Raw genomic sequence first — 19,974 nt, 5'->3', positions numbered from 1 at the left:
AATGGGACTTGAAGAGAAACTCCCCAGCGGGTTCATCCTCAGCACCGTCGAGGCGGCCGCCGGATGGGCGCGTAAGAGCTCCGTGTGGCCGGCCACGTTCGGCCTCGCCTGCTGCGCCATCGAGCTGATGGCCACCGGTGGCCCCCACTACGACCTGGCGCGCTTCGGCATGGAGCGCGCTTCGGCGTCTCCTCGCCAGGCCGACCTCATGATCGTCGCCGGGCGGGTCTCGCAGAAGATGGCTCCCGTGCTGCGCCAGATCTACGACCAGATGGCCGAGCCCAAGTGGGTCATCTCCATGGGCGTGTGCGCCTCCAGCGGCGGCATGTTCAACAACTACGCCATCGTGCAGGGCGTCGACCACATCGTTCCGGTCGACATCTACCTGCCCGGCTGCCCGCCGCGGCCCGAGATGCTGATCGACGCGATCGTGAAGCTGCACGACAAGATCCAGAACATGAAGTTCGGCGCGCACCGCGCCAAGCAGATCGACGAGCTCGAACTGCAGGCGCTGCGTACGCTGCCGCTGATCGACCAGGGGGCATCGAAGTGACCTCGCCCGACAACCTCCCTGGCAGCCCGGACAGCGGGCAGACGCCTGAGGCCCAGGTCCCCGCGGTGCCCGAGACGCCCGTCGCCAGGCGCGGCATGTTCGGGGCCGCGGACTCCGGCGACACCTCCGGCTACGGCGGCCTCGTCGTACGCCGGCAGCCCCAGATCTCGACGCCCCGCCCGTACGGCGGCTACTTCGACGAGATCGTCGACGCGCTCGCGCTCGACGACGCGATCGAGCGGGTCGTCGTCGACCGCGGCGAGCTCACCCTGCACGTCAAGCGGGAGCGGCTGGTCGAGGTGTGCCAGAAGCTGCGTGACGACCCGGCGCTGCGCTTCGAGCTCTCGCTCGGCGTGTCCGGCGTGCACTACCCGCACCTGACGGGCGAGGAACTGCACTCGGTCATCCACCTGTGCTCGATCACCCACAACAGGCGCGTACGCGTCGAGGCCGCCTGCCCCGACGACGACCCGCACATTCCATCCACCGTAGGCGTTTACCCTGGTCATGACTGGCATGAGCGGGAGACGTACGACTTCTTCGGCATCATCTATGACGGCCATCCGGGCCTGACCCGGATCATGATGCCGGACGACTGGGACGGCCACCCGCAGCGCAAGGACTACCCGCTGGGCGGCATCCCCGTGGAATACCGGGGCGCCACCATTCCCTCGCCCGATCACAGGAGGTCGTACGCGTGAGCACGGCTTATGACGAGGCGACCGAGGGCAAGGTCTACTCGGTCACCGGGGCCGACTGGGACCAGGTCGTGTCCGGCGTGCGCGACTCGCAGGACGAGCGCCTGGTCGTCAACATGGGCCCGCAGCACCCGTCCACGCACGGCGTGCTGCGGCTGGTCCTGACCCTCGACGGTGAGACGGTCACCGAGGCGCGCGGCGTCATCGGCTACCTGCACACCGGCATCGAGAAGAACATGGAATACCGGACGTGGACGCAGGGCACCACGTTCGTGACCCGCATGGACTACCTCTCGCCGATCTTCAACGAGACCGCCTACTGCCTGGGCGTGGAGAAGCTGCTCGGCGTCGAGGACCGCATCCCTGACCGGGCGCAGGCCATCCGCGTGATGATGATGGAGCTCAACCGCATCGCCTCGCACCTGGTGGCCATGGGCACGTTCGGCATGGAGCTGGGCGCGACCACGCCGTTCCTGTTCGGCTACCGTGACCGCGAAATGGTCATGGACCTGTTCGAGTACATCACCGGCCTGCGCATGAACCACGCCTACATCCGGCCGGGCGGCGTGAGCGTCGACCTGCCCGCGGGCGCGGTCGACAAGGTCGGCGAGTTCCTCAAGGAGATGCCCAAGCGGATCAAGGACATCCGCAAGCTCCTCGACGAGAACCCGGTCTACGTTCGCCGCACCCAGGACGTCGCCTACCTCGACCTGACCGGCTGCATGGCGCTGGGCATCACCGGCCCGATCCTGCGCGCCGCGGGCCTGCCGTGGGACCTGCGCAAGTCGCAGCCCTACTGCGGCTACGAGACGTACGAGTTCGACGTCCCCACCGAGCGTGGGTGCGACGTCTACTCGCGCTATCTCGTCCGGATGAAGGAGATGGAGGAGTCCCTCAAGATCGTCGAGCAGGCGCTCGACCGCATCGCGGGGCCGCTCAAGGGCGACCCGGTGATGATCGAGGACAAGAAGATCGGCTGGCCCGCGCAGCTCGCGCTCGGCCCCGACGGGTTCGGTAACTCGCCCGACCACATCGCCCACATCATGGGCACCTCGATGGAGGCCCTCATCCACCACTTCAAGCTGGTGACCGAGGGCTTCAGGGTGCCGGCCGGGCAGGCGTACGCCAGCATCGAGTCGCCCAAGGGCGAGCTCGGCGCGCACGTGGTCAGCGACGGCGGCACGCGCCCCTACCGCGTGCACTTCCGCGAGCCGTCCTTCTGCAACCTGCAGGGCTTCCCCGCGATGGCCGAGGGCGGCCAGGTCGCCGACGTGATCGCCGCGGTGGCGTCTATCGACCCTGTCATGGGAGGTGTGGACAGGTGAGTGAGCGCAGCGAACGAACAATGGGACACAGCACGTATGTCACGTGTCCGACGGAGGAGGACGCGTGACGTATTCACCGGATGTCCGTGAGCGTCTCGAACGGGACGCCAAGGAGATCATCGGGCGCTACCCGAAGACGCGGTCGGCGCTGCTGCCGCTGCTCCACCTCGTGCAGTCGGAGGACGGCTACGTCTCCGACCACGGGCAGGAGTTCTGTGCCGAGATGCTCGGCATCAGCAAGGCCGAGGTCACCGGCGTCGCGACCTTCTACACCATGTACAAGCGCAAGCCGGCCGGCGACTATCACGTCGGCGTCTGCATCAACGCGCTGTGCGCGGTCATGGGCGGCGACCAGATCTGGGAGGAGCTCTCGGAGCACGTCGGCGTCGGCCACGACGAGGCGACTCCCGACGGCAAGGTCTCGCTGGAGCGTCTCGAGTGCAACGCGGCCTGCGACTTCGCCCCCGTCATGATGGTCAACTGGGAGTTCTTCGACAACCAGACGCCCGAGTCGGCCAAGCAGCTCGTCGACGACCTGCGCGACGGCAAGGACGTGCGGCCCACGCGCGGCCCGAAGAAGCTCTGCACCTTCAAGGAAGCCTCGCGCGTGCTCGCGGGCCTGCCCGACGATCTGGCCGGTGACGGCCCGTCGGCCGCCGGCCCCTCGCTGGAGGGCCTGAAGGTCGCCAAGGCCAACGGATGGAAGGCCCCTGAGGCATGAGCGTCACTCTCACCCCGGTCCTGACCGCGAAATGGGACCAGCCCGACTCTTTCACCCTCGACGGCTACGGCGAATATGAGGCGGCCAAGAAGGCGCTGGGCATGGAGCCCGACGCCGTCATCCAGGCCGTCAAGGACTCCGGGCTGCGCGGCCGCGGCGGCGCGGGCTTCCCGACCGGCATGAAGTGGGGGTTCATCCCGCAGGGGGACGGCAAGCCGCACTATCTCGTCGTCAACGCCGACGAGTCGGAGCCGGGCACCTGCAAGGACATCCCGCTGATGATGGCCAACCCCCACGCGCTGGTCGAGGGCGTCATCATCACGTCGTACGCGATCCGGGCCAACCACGCCTTCATCTATGTGCGCGGCGAGGTGCTGCACGTGATCAGGCGGGTGCAGGCGGCCGTGCGGGAGGCGTACGCGAAGGGATATCTCGGCGCCGACATCCTCGGCTCCGGATATGACCTGGAGCTGGTCGTGCACAGCGGCGCGGGCGCCTACATCTGCGGCGAGGAGACGGCGCTGCTCGACTCGCTCGAGGGCTTCAGGGGTCAACCGCGGCTCAAGCCTCCGTTCCCGGCCGTGGCGGGCCTCTACGCCTCGCCCACTGTGGTGAACAACGTGGAGTCGATCGCCAGTGTTCCCTCCATCATCGGCAACGGCGCCGACTGGTTCGCCGGGATGGGCACCGAGAAGTCCAAGGGCTTCGGCATCTTCTCGCTGAGCGGCCACGTCACCCGGCCCGGCCAGTACGAAGCGCCGCTCGGCATCACGCTGCGCGAGCTCCTCAGCATGGCCGGCGGCATCCGCGCCGGGCACCGGATCAAGTTCTGGACCCCGGGCGGCTCCTCCACGCCGATCTTCACCGACGAGCACCTCGACGTGCCGCTCGACTTCGAGGCGGTCGGCGCCAAGGGCTCGATGCTCGGCACCCGCGCCCTGCAGATCTTCGACGAGACCACCTGCGTGGTCCGTACGGTGCTGCGCTGGACGGAGTTCTACGCCCACGAGTCGTGCGGCAAGTGCACGCCGTGCCGCGAGGGCACCTACTGGCTCAAGCAGGTGCTCAAGCGGCTGGAGGCGGGCCAGGGCACCGAGGACGACCTGGCCACGATCACCGACATCGCGGACAACATCCTGGGCCGGTCGTTCTGCGCGCTGGGGGACGGCGCCACCAGCCCGATCCACTCCTCGGTGAAGTACTTCCGCGATGAGTACCTCAAGCACTTCGAGATCGGCGGCTGCCCGTTCGACCCGAAGAAGTCCACTCTCTGGGGTGAGCAGTGACCGTCGTAGAGACCGAAACGAACCTGGTGACCCTGACCATCGACGGGTTCCAGGTCAGTGTCCCCAAGGGCACTCTGATCATCAGGGCCGCCGAGCTGCTGGGCATCCAGATCCCGCGGTTCTGCGACCACCCGCTGCTCGATCCGGCGGCCAACTGCCGGCAGTGCCTGGTCGACATCCCCGACGCGGGCAACGGCCGCGGCTTCCCCAAGCCGCAGCCGTCGTGCGCGATCGAGGTCGCCGAGGGCATGGTGGTGCAGACGCAGCTCACCTCGCCGGTGGCCGAGAAGGCGCAGCGCGCGGCCATGGAGTTCCTGCTGCTGAACCACCCGCTCGACTGCCCGGTCTGCGACAAGGGCGGTGAGTGCCCGCTGCAGAACCAGGCCATGTCCAACGGCCGCGGCGAGTCCCGGTTCCAGGAGCAGAAGCGCACCTTCCCCAAGCCGCTGCCGCTGTCGACGCAGGTGCTGCTCGACCGCGAGCGCTGTGTGCAGTGCGCGCGCTGCATCCGCTTCTCCGACCAGATCGCCGGTGACCCGCTCATCGAGTTCTTCGAGCGCGGCGCCAAGGAGCAGGTGCGCACGGCCGACGGCAAGCCGTTCAACTCCTACTTCTCCGGCAACACGGTGCAGATCTGCCCGGTCGGCGCGCTGACCGGCGCCGCCTACCGGTTCAGGGCCCGCCCGTTCGACCTGGTGTCCACGCCGAGCGCGTGCGAGCACTGCGCCTCCGGCTGCAGCATGCGCACCGACCACCGGCGCGGCCGGGTCACCCGCCGCCTGGCGGGCAACGACCCGCAGGTGAACGAGGAGTGGAACTGCGACAAGGGCCGCTGGGCGTTCACCTACGCGCAGCAGCCCGACCGGCTGAAGACGCCGCTGGTCCGCAACGAGGAGGGCGTGCTCGTGCCCGCCTCGTGGCCCGAGGCGCTGTCGGTGGCCGCCGAGGGCCTGGCCAGGGCACGCGGCAGGGCCGGCGTGCTGGTCGGCGGCCGGGCCACGGTCGAGGACGCCTACGCCTACGCCAAGTTCGCCAGGATCGCCCTGAACAGCAACGACATCGACTTCCGCGCCAGGCCGCACTCCGCCGAGGAGGCGCAGTTCCTGGCCCACGCGGTGGCCGGCAAGGGCATCGAGATCAAGTACGCCGACCTCGAGAACGCCCCGCACGTGCTGCTCGTCGGGTTCGAGCCCGAGGAGGAGTCGCCGATCGTCTTCCTGCGCCTGCGCAAGGCGTGGATGAAGAAGGGGCTCAAGGTCACCGCGATCGCGCCGTTCGCGTCGCCCGGCCTGGCCAAGATGGGCGGCAGGCTCATCCGCACCGCTCCCGGCGCCGAGGCCGACGCCATCGGGGACCTGCTCGGCACGCTGGCCGCGGGCACGATCGTGCTCGCGGGCGAGCGCCTGGCCACCGTGCCCGGCGCGTTCTCCGCCCTGATCCGGCTGGCCAACGTCTCCGACGCCCGGCTCGCCTGGGTCCCGCGCAGGGCCGGCGAGCGCGGCGCGGTCGAGGCGGGCGCGCTGCCCAACCTGCTGCCGATCGGCCGCCCGGCCGACGACGAGACGGCCAGGGCCGAGGTCGCCAGGGCGTGGAACGTGGCCTCGCTGCCCGCCGGGCCGGGCCGCGACACCGCCGGCATCCTCGCCGCCGCCCACGAGGGCGAGCTGGACGCGCTGGTCGTCGGCGGCGTCGACCCCTACGACCTGCCCGACCCCGCGGCGGCGCTCGACGCGCTCGAGCGCACGCCGTTCATCGTCAGCCTGGAGATCCGCGCCAGCGCCGTCACCGACCGCGCCGACGTGGTGCTGCCCGTCGCCGCCGTCCAGGAGAAGGGCGGCACGTTCGTCAACTGGGAGGGCAGGGGCCGCTCGTTCGAGGCGCCGCTCAAGGTGCCCGGACTGCAGTCCGACCTCGCGGTGATCGGCAACCTGGCCGACCGGATGGACGTGCACCTCGGCCTGCCCGACGCCAAGGCCGTGCGGCGGGAGCTGTCGGGGCTGGGCGCCTGGCGCGGCAGCCGCGTCACCGCCCCGCACACCGCCACCCGCGCCCAGGTCGCCCCCGCGGCCGGTGAGGCCCTGCTGGCCACCTGGCACCTGCTGCTCGACGAGGGCAGGCTGCAGGACGGCGAGCCCTACCTCGCGGGCACCGCCCGCGAGGCCGAGGCGCTGGTCAGCGCGGTCACCGCCGCCGAGATCGGCGTCGCCGACGGCGACAAGCTCGTCATCGGCGGCACGGGCGCCGACACCGTCACGCTGCCGGTGCGCGTCGCCGACCTGCCGGAACGCGTGGTCTGGGTGCCGGCCAACTCCGGCGGCTGCTCGGTCACGCGTGACCTGCGAGCGGTGGCCGGCGACATCGTCACGATCGGGAGCGCCTCATGATGCACCTTCTCGCGGCCGATCCCACCCTCGCCGACTTCGGCAAGGACCCGCTGTGGATCACCATCATCAAGGCCGTGATGCTGTTCGTCTTCCTGATGCTGAGCGTCCTGTTCGGCGTCTGGTACGAGCGCAAGCTGATCTCGCGGATGCAGCACCGCTACGGCCCCAACCGGGCCGGCAAGTTCGGTCTGCTGCAGACCGTGGCCGACGGCCTGAAGATGGGACTGAAGGAGGACCTCTTCCCGCGGACCGTCGACAAGGTCCTCTACCTGCTGGCGCCGGTCATCATGGTGGTGCCCGCGTTCCTGGCCTTCTCGATCGTGCCGTTCGCGCCGATGGTCAACCTGTTCGGCGTGCAGACGCCGCTGCAGCTGGTCGACCTGCCGGTGGCGGTGTTGTTCATGCTCGCCATGGGCGCGGTCTCGGTCTACGGCGTGGTGCTGGCCGGGTGGTCGTCGCGCTCGCCGTACGCGCTGCTGGGCGGGCTGCGGTCGGCGGCCCAGGTGGTCTCGTACGAGATCGCCATGGGGTTGTCGTTCGTGGCCATCTTCCTGTTCGCGGGCACGCTGTCGACGTCGGAGATCGTCGCGGCGCAGGAGCAGACGTGGTTCGCGGTGCTGCTGATCCCGTCGTTCCTGATCTACGTGGTCTGCATGTTCGGCGAGGCCGCGCGCATCCCGTTCGACCTGCCCGAGGGCGAGGGCGAGCTGGTCGGCGGCTTCCAGACCGAATATTCCTCGTCGCTGAAGTTCGCCCTCATCATGATGGGCGAATATCTGCACACGTTCACCGCCTCCGGCATCGCGGTGACGTTGTTCCTGGGCGGCTGGCGGGCCCCGTGGCCGATCTCGCTGTGGGACGGCGCGAACGTCGGCTGGCTGCCGGTGTTGTGGTTCTTCATCAAGTTCGTGCTGACCTTCAGCTTCATCGTGTGGGTGCGTGCCTCGCTGCCGCGCGTCCGGTACGACCAGCTCATGGCGTTGGGCTGGAAGGTGCTGATCCCGGTGAACCTGGCGTGGATCCTGCTGGTGGCCGCGGTGCGCAACGTCGTGATCAACGAGGGCGACCGGATGATCGGCATCGGGCTCGGCGCGGTGATCGTGATCGGGGCGCTGGCCATCTGGATGCGGTTCGACACCGTCAACCAGCGGCGCAGGGAGGCCAGGAAGGCCCAGGTGGAGGCCGAGTTCGAGGAACTGTCCAAGGAGCCGGTGGCGGGCGGCTTCCCGGTGCCGCCGCTCGATCTGCCGCACTACCACGGGGTGCAGCACAAGGAGATTCCCAGTGGGACTAACTGATTGGCTGAACCCCGTCAAGGGCTTCGGGGTCACCTTCCATACGATGTTCAAGAAGCCCGTCACGACGAACTACCCGGAGGAGAAGAAGCCGACGGCTCCGCGCTTCCACGGGCGTCACCAGCTCAACCGCTGGCCTGACGGGCTGGAGAAGTGCATTGGGTGCGAGCTGTGCGCCTGGGCGTGTCCGGCCGACGCGATCTACGTCGAGGGCGCGGACAACACCGACGAGGAGCGCTTCTCGCCGGGCGAGCGTTACGGGCGCACGTACCAGATCAACTATCTGCGGTGCATCCTGTGCGGCCTGTGCATCGAGGCCTGCCCGACCCGCGCGCTCACCATGACGAACGAGTACGAACTCGCCGACAGCAGCCGCGAGAGCCTCATCTACACCAAGGAGATGCTCCTCGCGCCGCTGACCCAGGGCATGGAGCAGCCTCCGCACCCGATGCGGCTCGGCGAGACCGAAGAGGACTACTACCGCCTGGGACGGACCAATGGGTGAGACCATCACTTTCTGGGTGCTCGCCGTCGTCTCCGTCGGCGCCGCGCTCGGCGTGGTCTTCAACCGGAAGGCCGTCTACTCCGCGCTGATGCTCGGCACCGTGATGCTCTGCCTGGCCGTCCTGTACGCCGTGCAGGACGCGCCCTTCCTGGCCGCGGTGCAGATCATCGTCTACACCGGCGCGATCATGATGCTGTTCCTGTTCGTGCTCATGCTCGTCGGCGTGGACTCGTCCGACTCCTTCGTCGAGACGCTGAAGGGCCAGCGTTTCTGGGCCTCCATCGCGGCGCTCGGATTCGTGACGCTGATCATCCTCGCCATCGGCAACGCGTTCTTCGGCGACCAGGTCGGGCTGGCGCAGGCCACGGCGCAGGGCGGCTACATCCGCTCCATCGCGCTGCTGCTGTTCACCAAGTACGTCTTCGCGTTCGAGATCACCTCGGCGCTGCTGATCACCGCCGCGCTCGGCGCGATGGTGCTGGCGCACCGCGAACAGCTCACCGAGAAGGCCACGCAGAAAGACCTGTCCCGCGCCCGGTTCCAGGGCGACCGCCCGTCGCCGCTGCCCGGCCCCGGCACCTACGCCAGGAACAACGCCATCGACATGCCCGCGCTGCTGCCGGACGGGTCGGTCGCGGAGTCCTCGGTCAACCGCTACATCGCGCGCTACGACGTCGAGCACGGCCACCTGCCCGATGACCCCAAACTCGCCGCGGCCATCAAGCACCGGGCCGATGACGACGGCGCGGACACCGACGCCGACGAGAGCAACGGGGTGACCAAGTGACCACGCACTACCTGATCCTTTCCGGGTTGTTGTTCGCCATCGGCGCGATGGGCGTGCTCATCCGGCGCAACGCGATCGTGGTGTTCATGTGCGTGGAGCTCATGCTCAACGCCTGCAACCTCGCCTTCGTCACCTTCTCCAGGCAGGTCGGCAACCTGGAAGGCCAGATCATCGCGTTCTTCGTGATGGTGGTGGCCGCGGCCGAGGTCGTCGTCGGCCTGGCCATCATCGTGACGATCTTCCGAACCCGCAGGTCCGCGTCCGTCGACGACGCCAACCTGCTGAAGTACTAAGAGGTGACTGGTGGAATCTCATATCGCTGAGATCGCCCAGCACACCGGCGGCGTGATCGGACTGTCCTGGCTGATGATCGCCTTCCCGCTCGTCGGGGCGTTCATCCTGCTGGCGTTCGGCCGGTTCACGAACCGCTGGGGCCATCTGCTGGGCGTGGCCATGTCCCTCGCCTCGTTCGCCGTGGCGGTGCTGGGGTTCTTCGAGCTGATCGGGTTCGGGGAGGAGGAGCGCCGGCGGGCCGTGCACCTCTACGAGTTCATCCCCGGCATGGTCGACATGGGGCTGCTGATCGACCCGCTGTCGATCAGCTTCGCCCTGTTGATCACCGGTGTGGGCTCGCTGATCCACATCTACTCCATCGGCTACATGTCGCATGACGAGCACCGGCGCAGGTTCTTCGCCTACCTCAACCTGTTCGTCTCCGCGATGCTCCTGCTGGTGCTGGCCGACAACTACGTCGGCCTGTTCATCGGCTGGGAGGGCGTGGGCCTGGCCTCGTACCTGCTGATCGGGTTCTGGCAGTTCAAGCCGTCGGCGGCCACCGCGGCGAAGAAGGCGTTCGTCGTCAACCGCGTCGGCGACTTCGGCCTGCTGGTCGGCATGTTCGTCATCTGGACCACGTTCGGGACGCTCACGTTCCAGGGCCTCGGCGAGCAGATCACGCCCGGCACCGAGAACGGCACCATGCTGGCCATCGGCCTGCTGCTGCTCCTCGGCGCGTGCGGCAAGTCGGCGCAGTTGCCGCTGCAGTCCTGGTTGCTCGACGCCATGGAGGGCCCGACCCCCGTGTCGGCCCTGATCCACGCCGCGACCATGGTCACCGCCGGCGTCTACCTCGTGGTGCGCTCGGGGGCGTTCTTCTTCCCCGAGGGCTCGGGGGCCGCGCTCGCCGTGGCCGTCGTCGGCGCGGCCACGCTGCTGGCCGGTGCGATCATCGGTTGCGCGAAGGACGACATCAAGAAGGGCCTGGCCGGCTCGACGATGTCGCAGATCGGCTACATGATGCTCGGCGCGGGCCTCGGCCCCGCGGGCTACGCGTTCGCGATCGGCCACCTGATCACGCACGGCTTCTTCAAGGCCGACCTGTTCCTCGGCGCCGGCTCGGTCATGCACGGCATGAACGACGAAGTCGACATGCGGAAGTACGGCGGGCTGCGCAAGTTCATGCCCATCACCTTCGCCACGTTCTTCATCGGCTACCTGGCGATCATCGGGTTCCCGCTGCTGTCCGGCTACTTCACCAAGGACGGCATCATCGAGACCGCGGTGCACCACCAGCCGATCCTCGGCTGGCTGGCCGTGCTCGGCGCGGGCATCACCGGCTTCTACATGTCGCGGATGGTCTTCATGACCTTCTTCGGCCAGAAGCGCTGGGCCGACGACGCCCACCCGCACGAGTCGCCGTCCGTCATGACCATCCCGCTGATGGTCCTGTCGCTCGGCGCGCTCGGCCTGGGCGCCTACCTCGTCCTGAGCAACCGGCTGATGTTGTTCCTGGCCCCGGCGGTCGGCCGGCCCGAGGAACTGCCCGCCTTCCACTTCACCAGCACCCCCGGCCTGGCGACCCTGGCGCTCGTCGCGGTCGGCGCGGCCTTCGCGTGGATGAGGTACGGCCGGGCCGAGGTTCCGTCCGTGCAGCCGCGCGGCTCCTTCCTCACCACGTTCGCCCGGCGCGACCTGTACGGTGACGCGCTCAACGAGTCGCTCTTCATGCGTCCCGGCCAGTGGCTGACCCGCTTCGCGGTGTTCTTCGACAACCGCGGCATCGACGGGCTGGTCAACGGTCTGGCGGCGGGCATCGGCGGCAGCTCCGGGCGCCTGCGGCGGATCCAGACGGGCTTCGCCAGAACGTACGCGCTGTCCATCCTGATCGGTGCCGCCCTGCTGACCGGCGCCCTGCTCCTCGTTGGGACCATCTGATGTCACCCTGGCTTCCGATACTCATGGCGGTGCCCGTGCTGGGCGCCATCGTGGTGGCCCTGCTTCCCAAGGGCAGAGACAAGCTGGCCAAGCAGGTCACGCTGCTGGTCTCGCTGGCGGTGCTGGTCCTGACGGGCGTCGTGGCCGCCGGGTTCAAGCCGTCGGGCGAGCGCTTCCAGTTCGTCGCCGAGTACGACTGGATCCCGAGCTTCGGCGTGAAGTTCGGGGTCGGCGTCGACGGCGTCGCGCTCGTGCTGATCGCGCTCTCCGCGGTGCTGGTGCCGATCGTGGTGCTGGCCTCGTGGCACGACGCCGACGGCGTCAAGACCGCCGACGGCACGCTCATCACGCCCAAGCGGTCGGTGAAGACGTACTTCTCGCTGCTGCTGGTGCTGGAGACGATGATGATCGGCGTCTTCGCGGCGACCGACATCTTCCTGTTCTACGTCTTCTTCGAAGCCATGCTGATCCCGATGTACTTCATGATCGGCTCGTACGGCGGCGCCCAGCGGTCCTACGCGGCCGTGAAGTTCCTGCTGTACTCGTTGTTCGGCGGCCTGCTCATGCTGGTCGCGGTCATCGGGCTCTACGTGGTCGCGGGCAAGCAGACGTTCATGTTCCCCGAACTCGTCGGCGCCATCCAGGACCCGACGATGCAGAAGTGGCTCTTCGGCGGGTTCTTCATCGCGTTCGCGATCAAGGCGCCGCTGTGGCCGGTGCACACGTGGCTGCCCGACGCGGCCGCGCAGGCTCCGGCCGGAGCCGCCGTGCTGCTGGTCGGCGTCCTGGACAAGGTCGGCACGTTCGGCATGCTCCGCTTCTGCCTGGAGCTGTTCCCCGACGCGGCCAAGACGTTCACGGTGCCGATCATCGTGCTGGCGGTCATCAGCATCATCTACGGCGCCATCGTGGCCATCGGGCAGACCGACATGAAGCGGCTCATCGCGTACACGTCGATCTCGCACTTCGGGTTCATCGTCATGGGCGTGTTCGCCATGTCGTCGGTCGCCCAGTCCGGCGCGGCCCTCTACATGGTCAACCACGGCTTCGCCACCGGCGCGCTGTTCCTGGCCGCCGGGTTCCTGATCGCCAGGCGCGGCTCGCCGTTCATCGGCGACTACGGAGGCGTGCAGAAGGTCGCGCCGGTGCTCGCGGGCTTCTTCCTCGTCGCCGGTCTGGCCGGGCTCTCGCTGCCGGGCCTGTCGTCCTTCGTGAGCGAGTTCATGGTCATGATCGGCACGTACTCGAGCCAGGCCCACGGCTCGGGGGCGCTGACGGCGGCCGCGATCGTCTCCGCGGTGGCCGTGATCCTGGCGGCCGTCTACATCCTGTGGATGGTGCAGCGGACCCTGAACGGCCCGACCGCCGAGCCGGTCAAGCCGTTCAAGGACCTGAACGCCCGCGAGGTCTGGGTGCTGGCTCCGCTGGTCGCCCTGATCATCGGGTTCGGGTTCTTCCCCAAGCCGCTGCTCGACGTGATCAATCCGTCAGTGCAACAGACGCTGACCAACGTGGGCGTACCCACCTCCACCATCGCTGAGAAGGGGACAGGTCAGTGAACTCCATCCCAGCGCCGACGATCGAATACGGCACGCTCGCGCCGCTGCTGGTGGTCTTCGGCGCGGCCATCATCGGCGTGCTCGTCGAGGCCTTCGTGCCGCGCTACCTGCGCAAGGCGATCCACGTGCCGCTCACCCTGCTCAGCCTGGCCGGCGCGTTCGCGCTGGTCCTCGTGCAGGTCCTGCGCGGCCAGGTGCCCACCACGGCCTCCGCCGTGGGCGCGCTCGCGGTGGACGGGCCCTCGCTGTTCATCTGGGGCGTCATCCTCGTCCTGTCGTTCGTCTGCGTGCTGCTCATCAACGACGAGGGCCACTTCGTCGCCTCGGCCGCGGCCGTGCCGGGCAGCGCCGACGAGGAGGAGGCCGAGTCCGCGGGCGGCGGCCACACCGAGGTCTATCCGCTGGTCCTGTTCGCCGTGGGCGGCATGCTGCTGTTCCCGGCCTCGCACGACCTGCTGATGATGTTCGTGGCCCTTGAGGTCATGTCGCTGCCGCTCTACCTGCTATGCGGCCTGGCCCGCCGGCGCCGCCTGCTGTCGCAGGAGGCGTCCATGAAGTACTTCCTGCTGGGCGCGTTCTCCTCGGCGTTCTTCCTGTACGGCGCCGCCATGATCTACGGCTTCGCGGGCACCGTCTCGCTGCCGGGCATCAACCAGGCCCTGGCCGGCGGCGGCGCGCTCGACCCGCTGCTGATGATCGGGCTCGCGATGCTCGGCGTCGGCCTGATGTTCAAGATCGGCGCGGCTCCGTTCCAGGCCTGGAAGCCCGACGTCTACCAGGGCGCTCCCACGCCGATCACCGCTCTGATGGCCTCCGGCACGCTCGTCGCGGCCGTGGGCGCCGTGCTGCGGGTGTTCTGGGTGGGTCTGGGCAACCTCGACTGGAACTGGCGGCCGGTCATCTGGGGTGTCGCCGCGCTCACCATGATCGTCGGTTCGATCCTGGCGATCACGCAGACCGACATCAAGCGCATGCTGGCCTACTCGTCCATCGCGCACGCGGGCTTCCTGCTCGTCGGTGTGATGGCCACGTTCGGCACCGCCGCCCAGAACGCGGCTTCGCTGAAGGCGATCCTGTTCTACCTGGCGGTCTACGGCATCACCACGGTCGGCGCGTTCGCGGTGGTCACGCTCGTCCGCGACCCGGGCGGCGAGGCGGGGCACCTGTCGCGCTGGGCCGGGCTCGGCAAGCGTGCGCCGATGCTGGCCGGGGTGTTCGCCTTCTTCCTGCTGGCCTTCGCCGGCATTCCGCTGACCAGCGGCTTCTTCGGCAAATACGCCGTGTTCGCGGCCGCGCTGGACAGCGGCACGCAGCCCGGCGACTCGATGGGCGGCTGGATGGCGGCGCTCGTGGTCGTGGGCGTCGTGGCTTCGGCTATCGCGGCGTTCTTCTACGTCCGCGTGATCGTGCTGATGTTCTTCAGCGAGCCCTCGGCCGACGGACCGGCGATCGCGGTGCCCAGTATGGGAACCGTGGCGGTCATCGCCGTCTCCCTGCTGGTTACCGTAGGGGTGGGGCTCTACCCGGAGTCCGTGCTCGGTGTTGCTGACGACGCTGCTCGCAGCCTGTTCATTAGATAAGGGGATCCCGTATGTCCGCGCCTCCCGTGGTTGACCTTCCCATTGAGGACGAGCGGTTGGCGCAGGACGTGGCCAACGGACTGGCCGCGGTCGAGAAGCTGCTGCGCTCGTCCGTGGAGAACGAGGACGCCTTCGTCACGGAGGCGTCCAAGCATCTCATCGAGGCCGGTGGCAAGCGGTTCAGGACGCTGATGGTGTTGCTGGCCGCGCAGTTCGGCGACCCGTCCGCGCCGGGTGTGGTGCCCGGCGCGGTCGTGATCGAGCTGACCCATCTGGGCTCGCTCTACCACGACGACGTCATGGACGAGGCCCCGGTGCGCCGGGGCACGCCCTCCGCCAACGCCCGGTGGGACAACACCGTGGCGATCCTCACCGGCGACTACCTGTTCGCGCAGGCCTCCGACATCCTGGCCGACCTGGGTCCCGAGCTGATCCGCATCCAGGCCCAGACGTTCTCCCGCCTCGTCCAGGGGCAGATCCGCGAGACCATCGGCCCGCGCGACGACGAGGACCCGGTCGGCCACTACCTCAGCGTGCTGGCCGACAAGACGGGCTCGCTGATCGCCGCCTCGGGCCGCTTCGGCGCGCTGTTGTCCGGGGCTCCCGCGGACGTGGAGGAGCGGCTCAGCCGCGCGTGCGAGGCCATCGGGGTGGCCTGGCAGCTCGGCGACGACCTGCTCGACGTGGCCTCCACCGGGGCGGAGTCGGGCAAGACGCCGGGCACCGACCTGCGCGAGGGCGTCAGGACCCTTCCGGTCCTGTACGCGCTGGCCTCGGGGGAGACGTCCCGGCTGACCTCGCTGTTGTCGGGGCCGGTCGCCGAGGAAGAGGTCGAGGAGGCGCTGACGCTGCTGCGGGCGCACCCGGGGATGGCTCGGGCACGGGCGGAGCTGGAGTCGTGGGTGGACCAGGCCCGTGCCGACATTTTCGGCCTTCCCGACATCCCCGCCAAGAACGCATTTTTGGCGCTATGTGACTACGTGGTGGAGCGCAGCGGCTGATCGCCCGCTGGGCCGCCCGCCGGTTCGCCCGCCGGTTCGCCCGCTAGGGCGGCCGATCTCCTCACCCGGGCGGCCGCACGCGCCGTCCTGAGACTGTCGTACGTGAAGACCGCCAGCGCCACCCAGACGATCGCGAAGCCGATCCACCTGCTGGGCGGCATGACCTCCTGCACGATCAGCACGCCGCACGCGAACTGCAGGATCGGCGCGATGTACTGCAGCAGCCCGATGGTGCTCAACGGCACCCGGATGGCCGCCGCCCCGAAGCAGATCAGCGGTACCGCCGTGACCAGCCCCGCGCTCGCCAGCAGCGCCGCGTGCCCGACCCCTTCGGTCCCGAACGTCGCCGCGCCGGTGCCCTGCAGGAAGAGCAGGTAGCCGAGGGCCGGCAGGAGCAGGACCAGCGTCTCCACGGCCAGGCTCTCGGTCGCGGCCACGTTGGCCCGCTTCTTGACCAGCCCGTACGCGCCGAAGCTCATCCCCAGCGTCAGGGCGATCCACGGCGGGCGCCCGTAGTCGACCGTCAGCACGAACACGGCCAGCGTCCCGAACCCGACCGCGGCCCACTGCAACGGCCGCAGCCGCTCCCGCAGCAGCACCACCCCGAACAGCACGTTGACGAGAGGGCTGATGAAGTACCCCAGGGCGCTTTCGACCACGTGCCCGGTGTTCACCGCGTAGATGTAGGTGCCCCAGTTGATGGTGATCACGGCGGCGGCGAGGCTCAGCAGGCCGAGCTTGCCCGGCCGGCGGGCCAGCTCCCTGAACCACGACCAGTGCCTGCGCACGGCCAGCACGGCGGCGACGGCCACCAGCGACCACACCATCCGGTGCCCCAGGATCTCCACGGCGCCCGAGGGCTTCAGCAGGGGCCAGTAGAGCGGGAACAGGCCCCACATGGTGTAGGCGGCGATGCCGAACAGTACGCCGCGCCGAAGGTCAGGCATGTACCCCAGTTTCGGGCATTACCACCTTTAAACACAAACGTGTTTCTCTATAAGGAATTATTCAGGAGCTCTTAAGTGTTGGCGGGTATGTAGGCTGAGGGAAGACCTCTGGAGGTGCATGATGGGCTGGCTGTTCGGCGGCAACAAAACATCGATGGTCCGACCGGAGGACGCCCTGCCGGGGCGCGCGGAGCCCATGCCCGTGCCCGGCCGCCACGCCGTCCTCGACGCTCCCCTCGCCCCGCCGTACGCACCGGGGCTGGAGGTCGCCGACTTCGGCCTCGGCTGCTTCTGGGGCGCCGAGCGCATCTTCTGGCAGACCCCGGGCGTCGTCACGACGGCCGCCGGCTACCAGGGCGGCCACACCCCCAACCCGACGTACGACGAGGTCTGCAGCGGCCTCACCGGACACGCCGAGGTCGTCAGGGTCGTCTTCGACCCGGCGAAGGTGTCGTACGAAGAGCTCCTGAAGGTCTTCTGGGAGGCTCACGACCCGACGCAGGGCATGCGCCAGGGCAACGACGTCGGCACCCAATACCGTTCGGCCATCTACTACCACTCCCCGGAGCAGCAGAAGGCCGCCGAGGCGTCGCGCGACGCCTACCAGAAGGTGCTCAAGCAGGCCGGCTACGGCGACATCACGACCGAACTCGCCCCCGCGGGGCCCTTCTACTTCGCCGAGGACTATCACCAGCAATACCTGTACAAAGTGCCCAATGGGTACTGCGGGATCGGCGGGACGGGCGTCGCCTGCCCGATCGGCCTGACTACTGGCGAGGCGTAGACCTGCGGAGATAGCTAGTTCCTGGCCCATGGTCGCTCGGTACATCCGGAGTCGTTCATGGGCCAGAGCCGTCTTCGGCGACAACCTTCCTCACAGGTTCAAGGGCGTGCCGCCTGCGGCGGTCCGCCGCGCGTCGGGCGGTCGCCGGCCGCGACAGTCCGCAGTTCCAGCCGGTCCTGGAGGCCATCCGGGCGTCTCGGATCGGTCCCGGCCGGCCGCGGTCCCGGCCGGACAAGGTCCGGGCGGATAAGGCCTACGGCTCTCGCGAGAACCGCGTCTACCTGCGCCGACGCGGCATCGGCTGCACGATCCCGGAGAAGGCCGACCAGGTCCGCAACCGCAAGAAGCGCGGTTCGCGAGGTGGCAGGCCGCCGAAGTTCGACAAGATCGACTACCGCGAGCGCCATGCGGTGGAGTGCGGGATCAACCGGCTAAAGAGGCACCGGGCCGTGGCCACGAGATTCGACAAGTTGGCTGCCGCTACGGGCGACCGTGCTGGTCGCTGCCATCAACGAGTGGTTGTGACCAAGCACTCTCGCGACAGACCCTCTAGTGGTCGGCTGTTCGTGGTACCCCGGAGTCGGGGTCCAAGCCCTTTTTCCAGCGTCTTTGTCTTTCGAGCCAATGCACGTAGCGCGGCGGGGCATCGCGCAGGTCGATGCTGAGGGGGTAGGGGTTGTACTCGTCCAGAAGCAGCCTGCGGAAAAATTCGACCATGCCACAGGGGAAGAGTGTGAAGTCCTCGGGGGTATGTCGGCCGCAGACCAGGACGGGCCACTGGTCGGGGTCGGGGTTGGTGGTCAGCCAGCACAGGATGTCGGGGCCCGAGGTGATGCCCCAGGCGAGGATGTGGTTCGGGTCGATGTCGAGGCCTTCTTGACCGCCCAGCATCTCCCAGGTGTCTCGGGCGTGCTCCGTCTCCTCCTCGAAGGTCCCGGGGTCCCACTGGATGTACTCCTTGGGCAACGGCATGAGGATGCCGACCTCGGCGAACGAGCCGGCGCCGTAGATGGACATGAAGGCCATGTAGTCGCGCGGGAACCGCGTGCCCCACCGCGCCTCTGCTGCTGACCAGTCGATTTCCTCGTCCGCGCCGAGATCTGGAGGTAGGATCTTGGCCAGCGCTGCGATACCCGTCGAGTTTTCCACGGCAATCCCTTCGACTACGTGGCCGAGAGCCTACGAGGTCGCACTGCCGTTGAGGGTGAACTCGCGCACTGCGGTGAACTGCGCCTCGATGCGGTTCAACCACGAGGAGTTGGTGGGTGTGTAGGCGATCTCGACGTTGTTCGCCCTAGAGGTCGATGACGACCTTGCCGTGCACGTGCCGGCCGGCCTGGAACTCGGTCGCGCGGCGGATCTGCTCGATCGGGAAGCTCGCCGCGATGGGCACCCCCAGCCGGCCCGCCGCGACCAGGCGGGCGAGCTCTTCCAGGGCGCCCGGGGCGGCGTTCGCGCCGTTGGCCGCCGGCACGCCGTCGACTTGCGCGGCGATGGTGCAGATGCGGCCGTCCGGGACGCCGAGTTCCCTTGCGGCGTGCACTGTCTCCGTCCCGTGCAGGTCGATGGCGGCGGTGACGCCGCCGGGAGCGAGGGTTCGGACCCGGTCGGCCAGGCCGTCGCCGTAGGCGACCGGCTCGGCTCCGAGATCGCGCAGGAAATCGGATGATGTCGCCGATCCCGTCCCGATCACGTGCGCTCCTGCGATCCGGGCCAGTTGGACAGCGAACACCCCGACCCCGCCCGCCGCGCCGCCGATCAGCACTGTGTCGTCCGGGCCGGGGTCGACCGTGGCGAGGGCGGCGGATGCCGTGCGGCCGGCGATCGCGAGGGTGGCGGCGGTGCGGTCGTCGACGCCGTCGGGAGTGTGATGGACCTCGTTCGCCGCGATCCCCCCGGCCGGGTCGATCACCACAAAGTCGGCGACCGCGCGGGACAGGGCGCCCCCGAACACCCGGTCGCCGGGCGCGAAGCCGGTCACCCCGTCACCGGCCTGGTCGACCAGTCCCGCGTAGTCGGTCCCGAACCCGGCCGGGAGGCTCAGGCCGAACCGGGCGGCGGTCTCCGCGTCGGCGGTCATGATCCAGTCCATCGGGTTCAGACCGGCCGCGGTGACCCGCACGCGGATCTGTCCCGGGCCGGCCTGCGGAGCCGGAACCTCACGGACGTCCAGGACTTCGGGGCCGCCGAACGAATCGAGCCGGACCGCCCTGCTCCTGGCCGCCGGCGGTTGATCGCTCTGTTGCTGCATGTACGCCTGTCTCCTTGGAGGGAACGCCTTGAAGCGGACTATGCTCCGTTTCCATGGACGACCCTAACACAACCGGAGCGTGAT

At 68.8% G+C, this 19,974-nt stretch carries 18 protein-coding genes and 1 pseudogene; 16 read left to right on the top strand and 3 right to left on the bottom strand.

Annotated features, from left to right (window positions below):
• Nucleotide 1: 1 nt before the first annotated feature.
• The 14 genes from ABGA98_RS06440 to ABGA98_RS06375 all read left to right on the top strand — a co-directional run bounded on the left by ABGA98_RS06440 (nt 2) and on the right by ABGA98_RS06375 (nt 15,908).
• Nucleotides 2-553, top strand: a complete 552-nt coding sequence (locus tag ABGA98_RS06440) for an NADH-quinone oxidoreductase subunit B family protein (RefSeq protein ID WP_347617218.1) — start codon at nt 2-4, stop codon at nt 551-553.
• Nucleotides 550-1,254 carry an NADH-quinone oxidoreductase subunit C gene (locus tag ABGA98_RS06435; protein WP_347617217.1) on the top strand — a complete coding sequence of 235 codons (705 nt, stop codon included), beginning with the start codon at nt 550-552 and terminating at the stop codon, nt 1,252-1,254. Before ABGA98_RS06440 ends, ABGA98_RS06435 begins: the two co-directional genes overlap by 4 nt.
• Nucleotides 1,251-2,576 carry an NADH-quinone oxidoreductase subunit D gene (locus ABGA98_RS06430; protein WP_347617216.1) on the top strand — a complete coding sequence of 442 codons (1,326 nt, stop codon included), beginning with the start codon at nt 1,251-1,253 and terminating at the stop codon, nt 2,574-2,576. Before ABGA98_RS06435 ends, ABGA98_RS06430 begins: the two co-directional genes overlap by 4 nt.
• A 64-nt stretch (nt 2,577-2,640) precedes the next feature.
• Complete coding sequence (gene nuoE / locus ABGA98_RS06425) at nt 2,641-3,297, top strand: NADH-quinone oxidoreductase subunit NuoE (protein WP_347617215.1); 657 nt, start codon at nt 2,641-2,643, stop codon at nt 3,295-3,297.
• Nucleotides 3,294-4,583, top strand: a complete 1,290-nt coding sequence (nuoF, locus tag ABGA98_RS06420; protein WP_347617214.1) for an NADH-quinone oxidoreductase subunit NuoF — start codon at nt 3,294-3,296, stop codon at nt 4,581-4,583. The genes nuoE and nuoF overlap by 4 nt, the downstream gene beginning before the upstream one ends.
• Entirely contained in the window at nt 4,580-6,967 is a 2,388-nt protein-coding gene (locus tag ABGA98_RS06415; RefSeq protein WP_347617213.1) for an NADH-quinone oxidoreductase subunit G, read from the top strand. Before nuoF ends, ABGA98_RS06415 begins: the two co-directional genes overlap by 4 nt.
• The gene (gene nuoH / locus ABGA98_RS06410; protein ID WP_347617212.1) at nt 6,964-8,265 is read left to right on the top strand and encodes an NADH-quinone oxidoreductase subunit NuoH; all 1,302 of its coding nucleotides are present in this window, start codon (nt 6,964-6,966) and stop codon (nt 8,263-8,265) included. Before ABGA98_RS06415 ends, nuoH begins: the two co-directional genes overlap by 4 nt.
• Entirely contained in the window at nt 8,252-8,767 is a 516-nt protein-coding gene (gene nuoI / locus ABGA98_RS06405; RefSeq protein ID WP_347617211.1) for an NADH-quinone oxidoreductase subunit NuoI, read from the top strand. Before nuoH ends, nuoI begins: the two co-directional genes overlap by 14 nt.
• Nucleotides 8,760-9,554 (top strand): NADH-quinone oxidoreductase subunit J, encoded by a 795-nt coding sequence (locus ABGA98_RS06400; protein WP_347617210.1) that lies wholly within the window; start codon nt 8,760-8,762, stop codon nt 9,552-9,554. Before nuoI ends, ABGA98_RS06400 begins: the two co-directional genes overlap by 8 nt.
• Entirely contained in the window at nt 9,551-9,847 is a 297-nt protein-coding gene (gene nuoK / locus ABGA98_RS06395; RefSeq protein ID WP_132329277.1) for an NADH-quinone oxidoreductase subunit NuoK, read from the top strand. The genes ABGA98_RS06400 and nuoK overlap by 4 nt, the downstream gene beginning before the upstream one ends.
• A 73-nt stretch (nt 9,848-9,920) precedes the next feature.
• Nucleotides 9,921-11,768 carry an NADH-quinone oxidoreductase subunit L gene (gene nuoL, locus ABGA98_RS06390; protein ID WP_347617717.1) on the top strand — a complete coding sequence of 616 codons (1,848 nt, stop codon included), beginning with the start codon at nt 9,921-9,923 and terminating at the stop codon, nt 11,766-11,768.
• Nucleotides 11,768-13,327: an NADH-quinone oxidoreductase subunit M gene (locus ABGA98_RS06385; RefSeq protein WP_347617209.1), complete on the top strand. Its 1,560-nt coding sequence runs from the start codon at nt 11,768-11,770 to the stop codon at nt 13,325-13,327. Before nuoL ends, ABGA98_RS06385 begins: the two co-directional genes overlap by 1 nt.
• Entirely contained in the window at nt 13,324-14,907 is a 1,584-nt protein-coding gene (gene nuoN, locus ABGA98_RS06380) for an NADH-quinone oxidoreductase subunit NuoN (RefSeq protein ID WP_347617208.1), read from the top strand. Before ABGA98_RS06385 ends, nuoN begins: the two co-directional genes overlap by 4 nt.
• A gap of 11 nt (nt 14,908-14,918) precedes the next feature.
• Nucleotides 14,919-15,908, top strand: a complete 990-nt coding sequence (locus ABGA98_RS06375) for a polyprenyl synthetase family protein (protein ID WP_347617207.1) — start codon at nt 14,919-14,921, stop codon at nt 15,906-15,908.
• Here the strand turns inward: ABGA98_RS06375 and rarD are convergent.
• Nucleotides 15,884-16,855 (bottom strand): EamA family transporter RarD, encoded by a 972-nt coding sequence (gene rarD, locus ABGA98_RS06370; RefSeq protein WP_347617206.1) that lies wholly within the window; start codon nt 16,853-16,855, stop codon nt 15,884-15,886. The two genes, ABGA98_RS06375 and rarD, sit on opposite strands and share 25 nt — an antisense overlap.
• A gap of 121 nt (nt 16,856-16,976) precedes the next feature.
• On the opposite strand from rarD, the gene msrA reads away from it, so the two are divergent.
• The gene (gene msrA, locus ABGA98_RS06365) at nt 16,977-17,639 is read left to right on the top strand and encodes a peptide-methionine (S)-S-oxide reductase MsrA (protein WP_347617716.1); all 663 of its coding nucleotides are present in this window, start codon (nt 16,977-16,979) and stop codon (nt 17,637-17,639) included.
• A 143-nt stretch (nt 17,640-17,782) separates the two neighbouring features.
• Nucleotides 17,783-18,304, top strand: a pseudogene (locus ABGA98_RS06360) (transposase); the annotation flags it as partial.
• On the opposite strand, the gene ABGA98_RS06355 reads toward ABGA98_RS06360, so the two are convergent.
• Nucleotides 18,189-18,788, bottom strand: a complete 600-nt coding sequence (locus ABGA98_RS06355) for an SMI1/KNR4 family protein (RefSeq protein WP_347617205.1) — start codon at nt 18,786-18,788, stop codon at nt 18,189-18,191. The pseudogene ABGA98_RS06360 and the gene ABGA98_RS06355 overlap by 116 nt on opposite strands.
• Before the next feature lie 145 nt (nt 18,789-18,933).
• Nucleotides 18,934-19,890 (bottom strand): NADP-dependent oxidoreductase, encoded by a 957-nt coding sequence (locus ABGA98_RS06350; RefSeq protein WP_347617204.1) that lies wholly within the window; start codon nt 19,888-19,890, stop codon nt 18,934-18,936.
• Between the last annotated feature and the right edge of the window lie 84 nt (nt 19,891-19,974).

Source organism: Nonomuraea sp. B1E8, from assembly GCF_039871515.1.
Taxonomy (GTDB): domain Bacteria; phylum Actinomycetota; class Actinomycetes; order Streptosporangiales; family Streptosporangiaceae; genus Nonomuraea.
The sequence above is the reverse complement of the archived record's forward strand: the minus strand, read 5'-3'. Positions and strand labels throughout refer to the sequence as shown.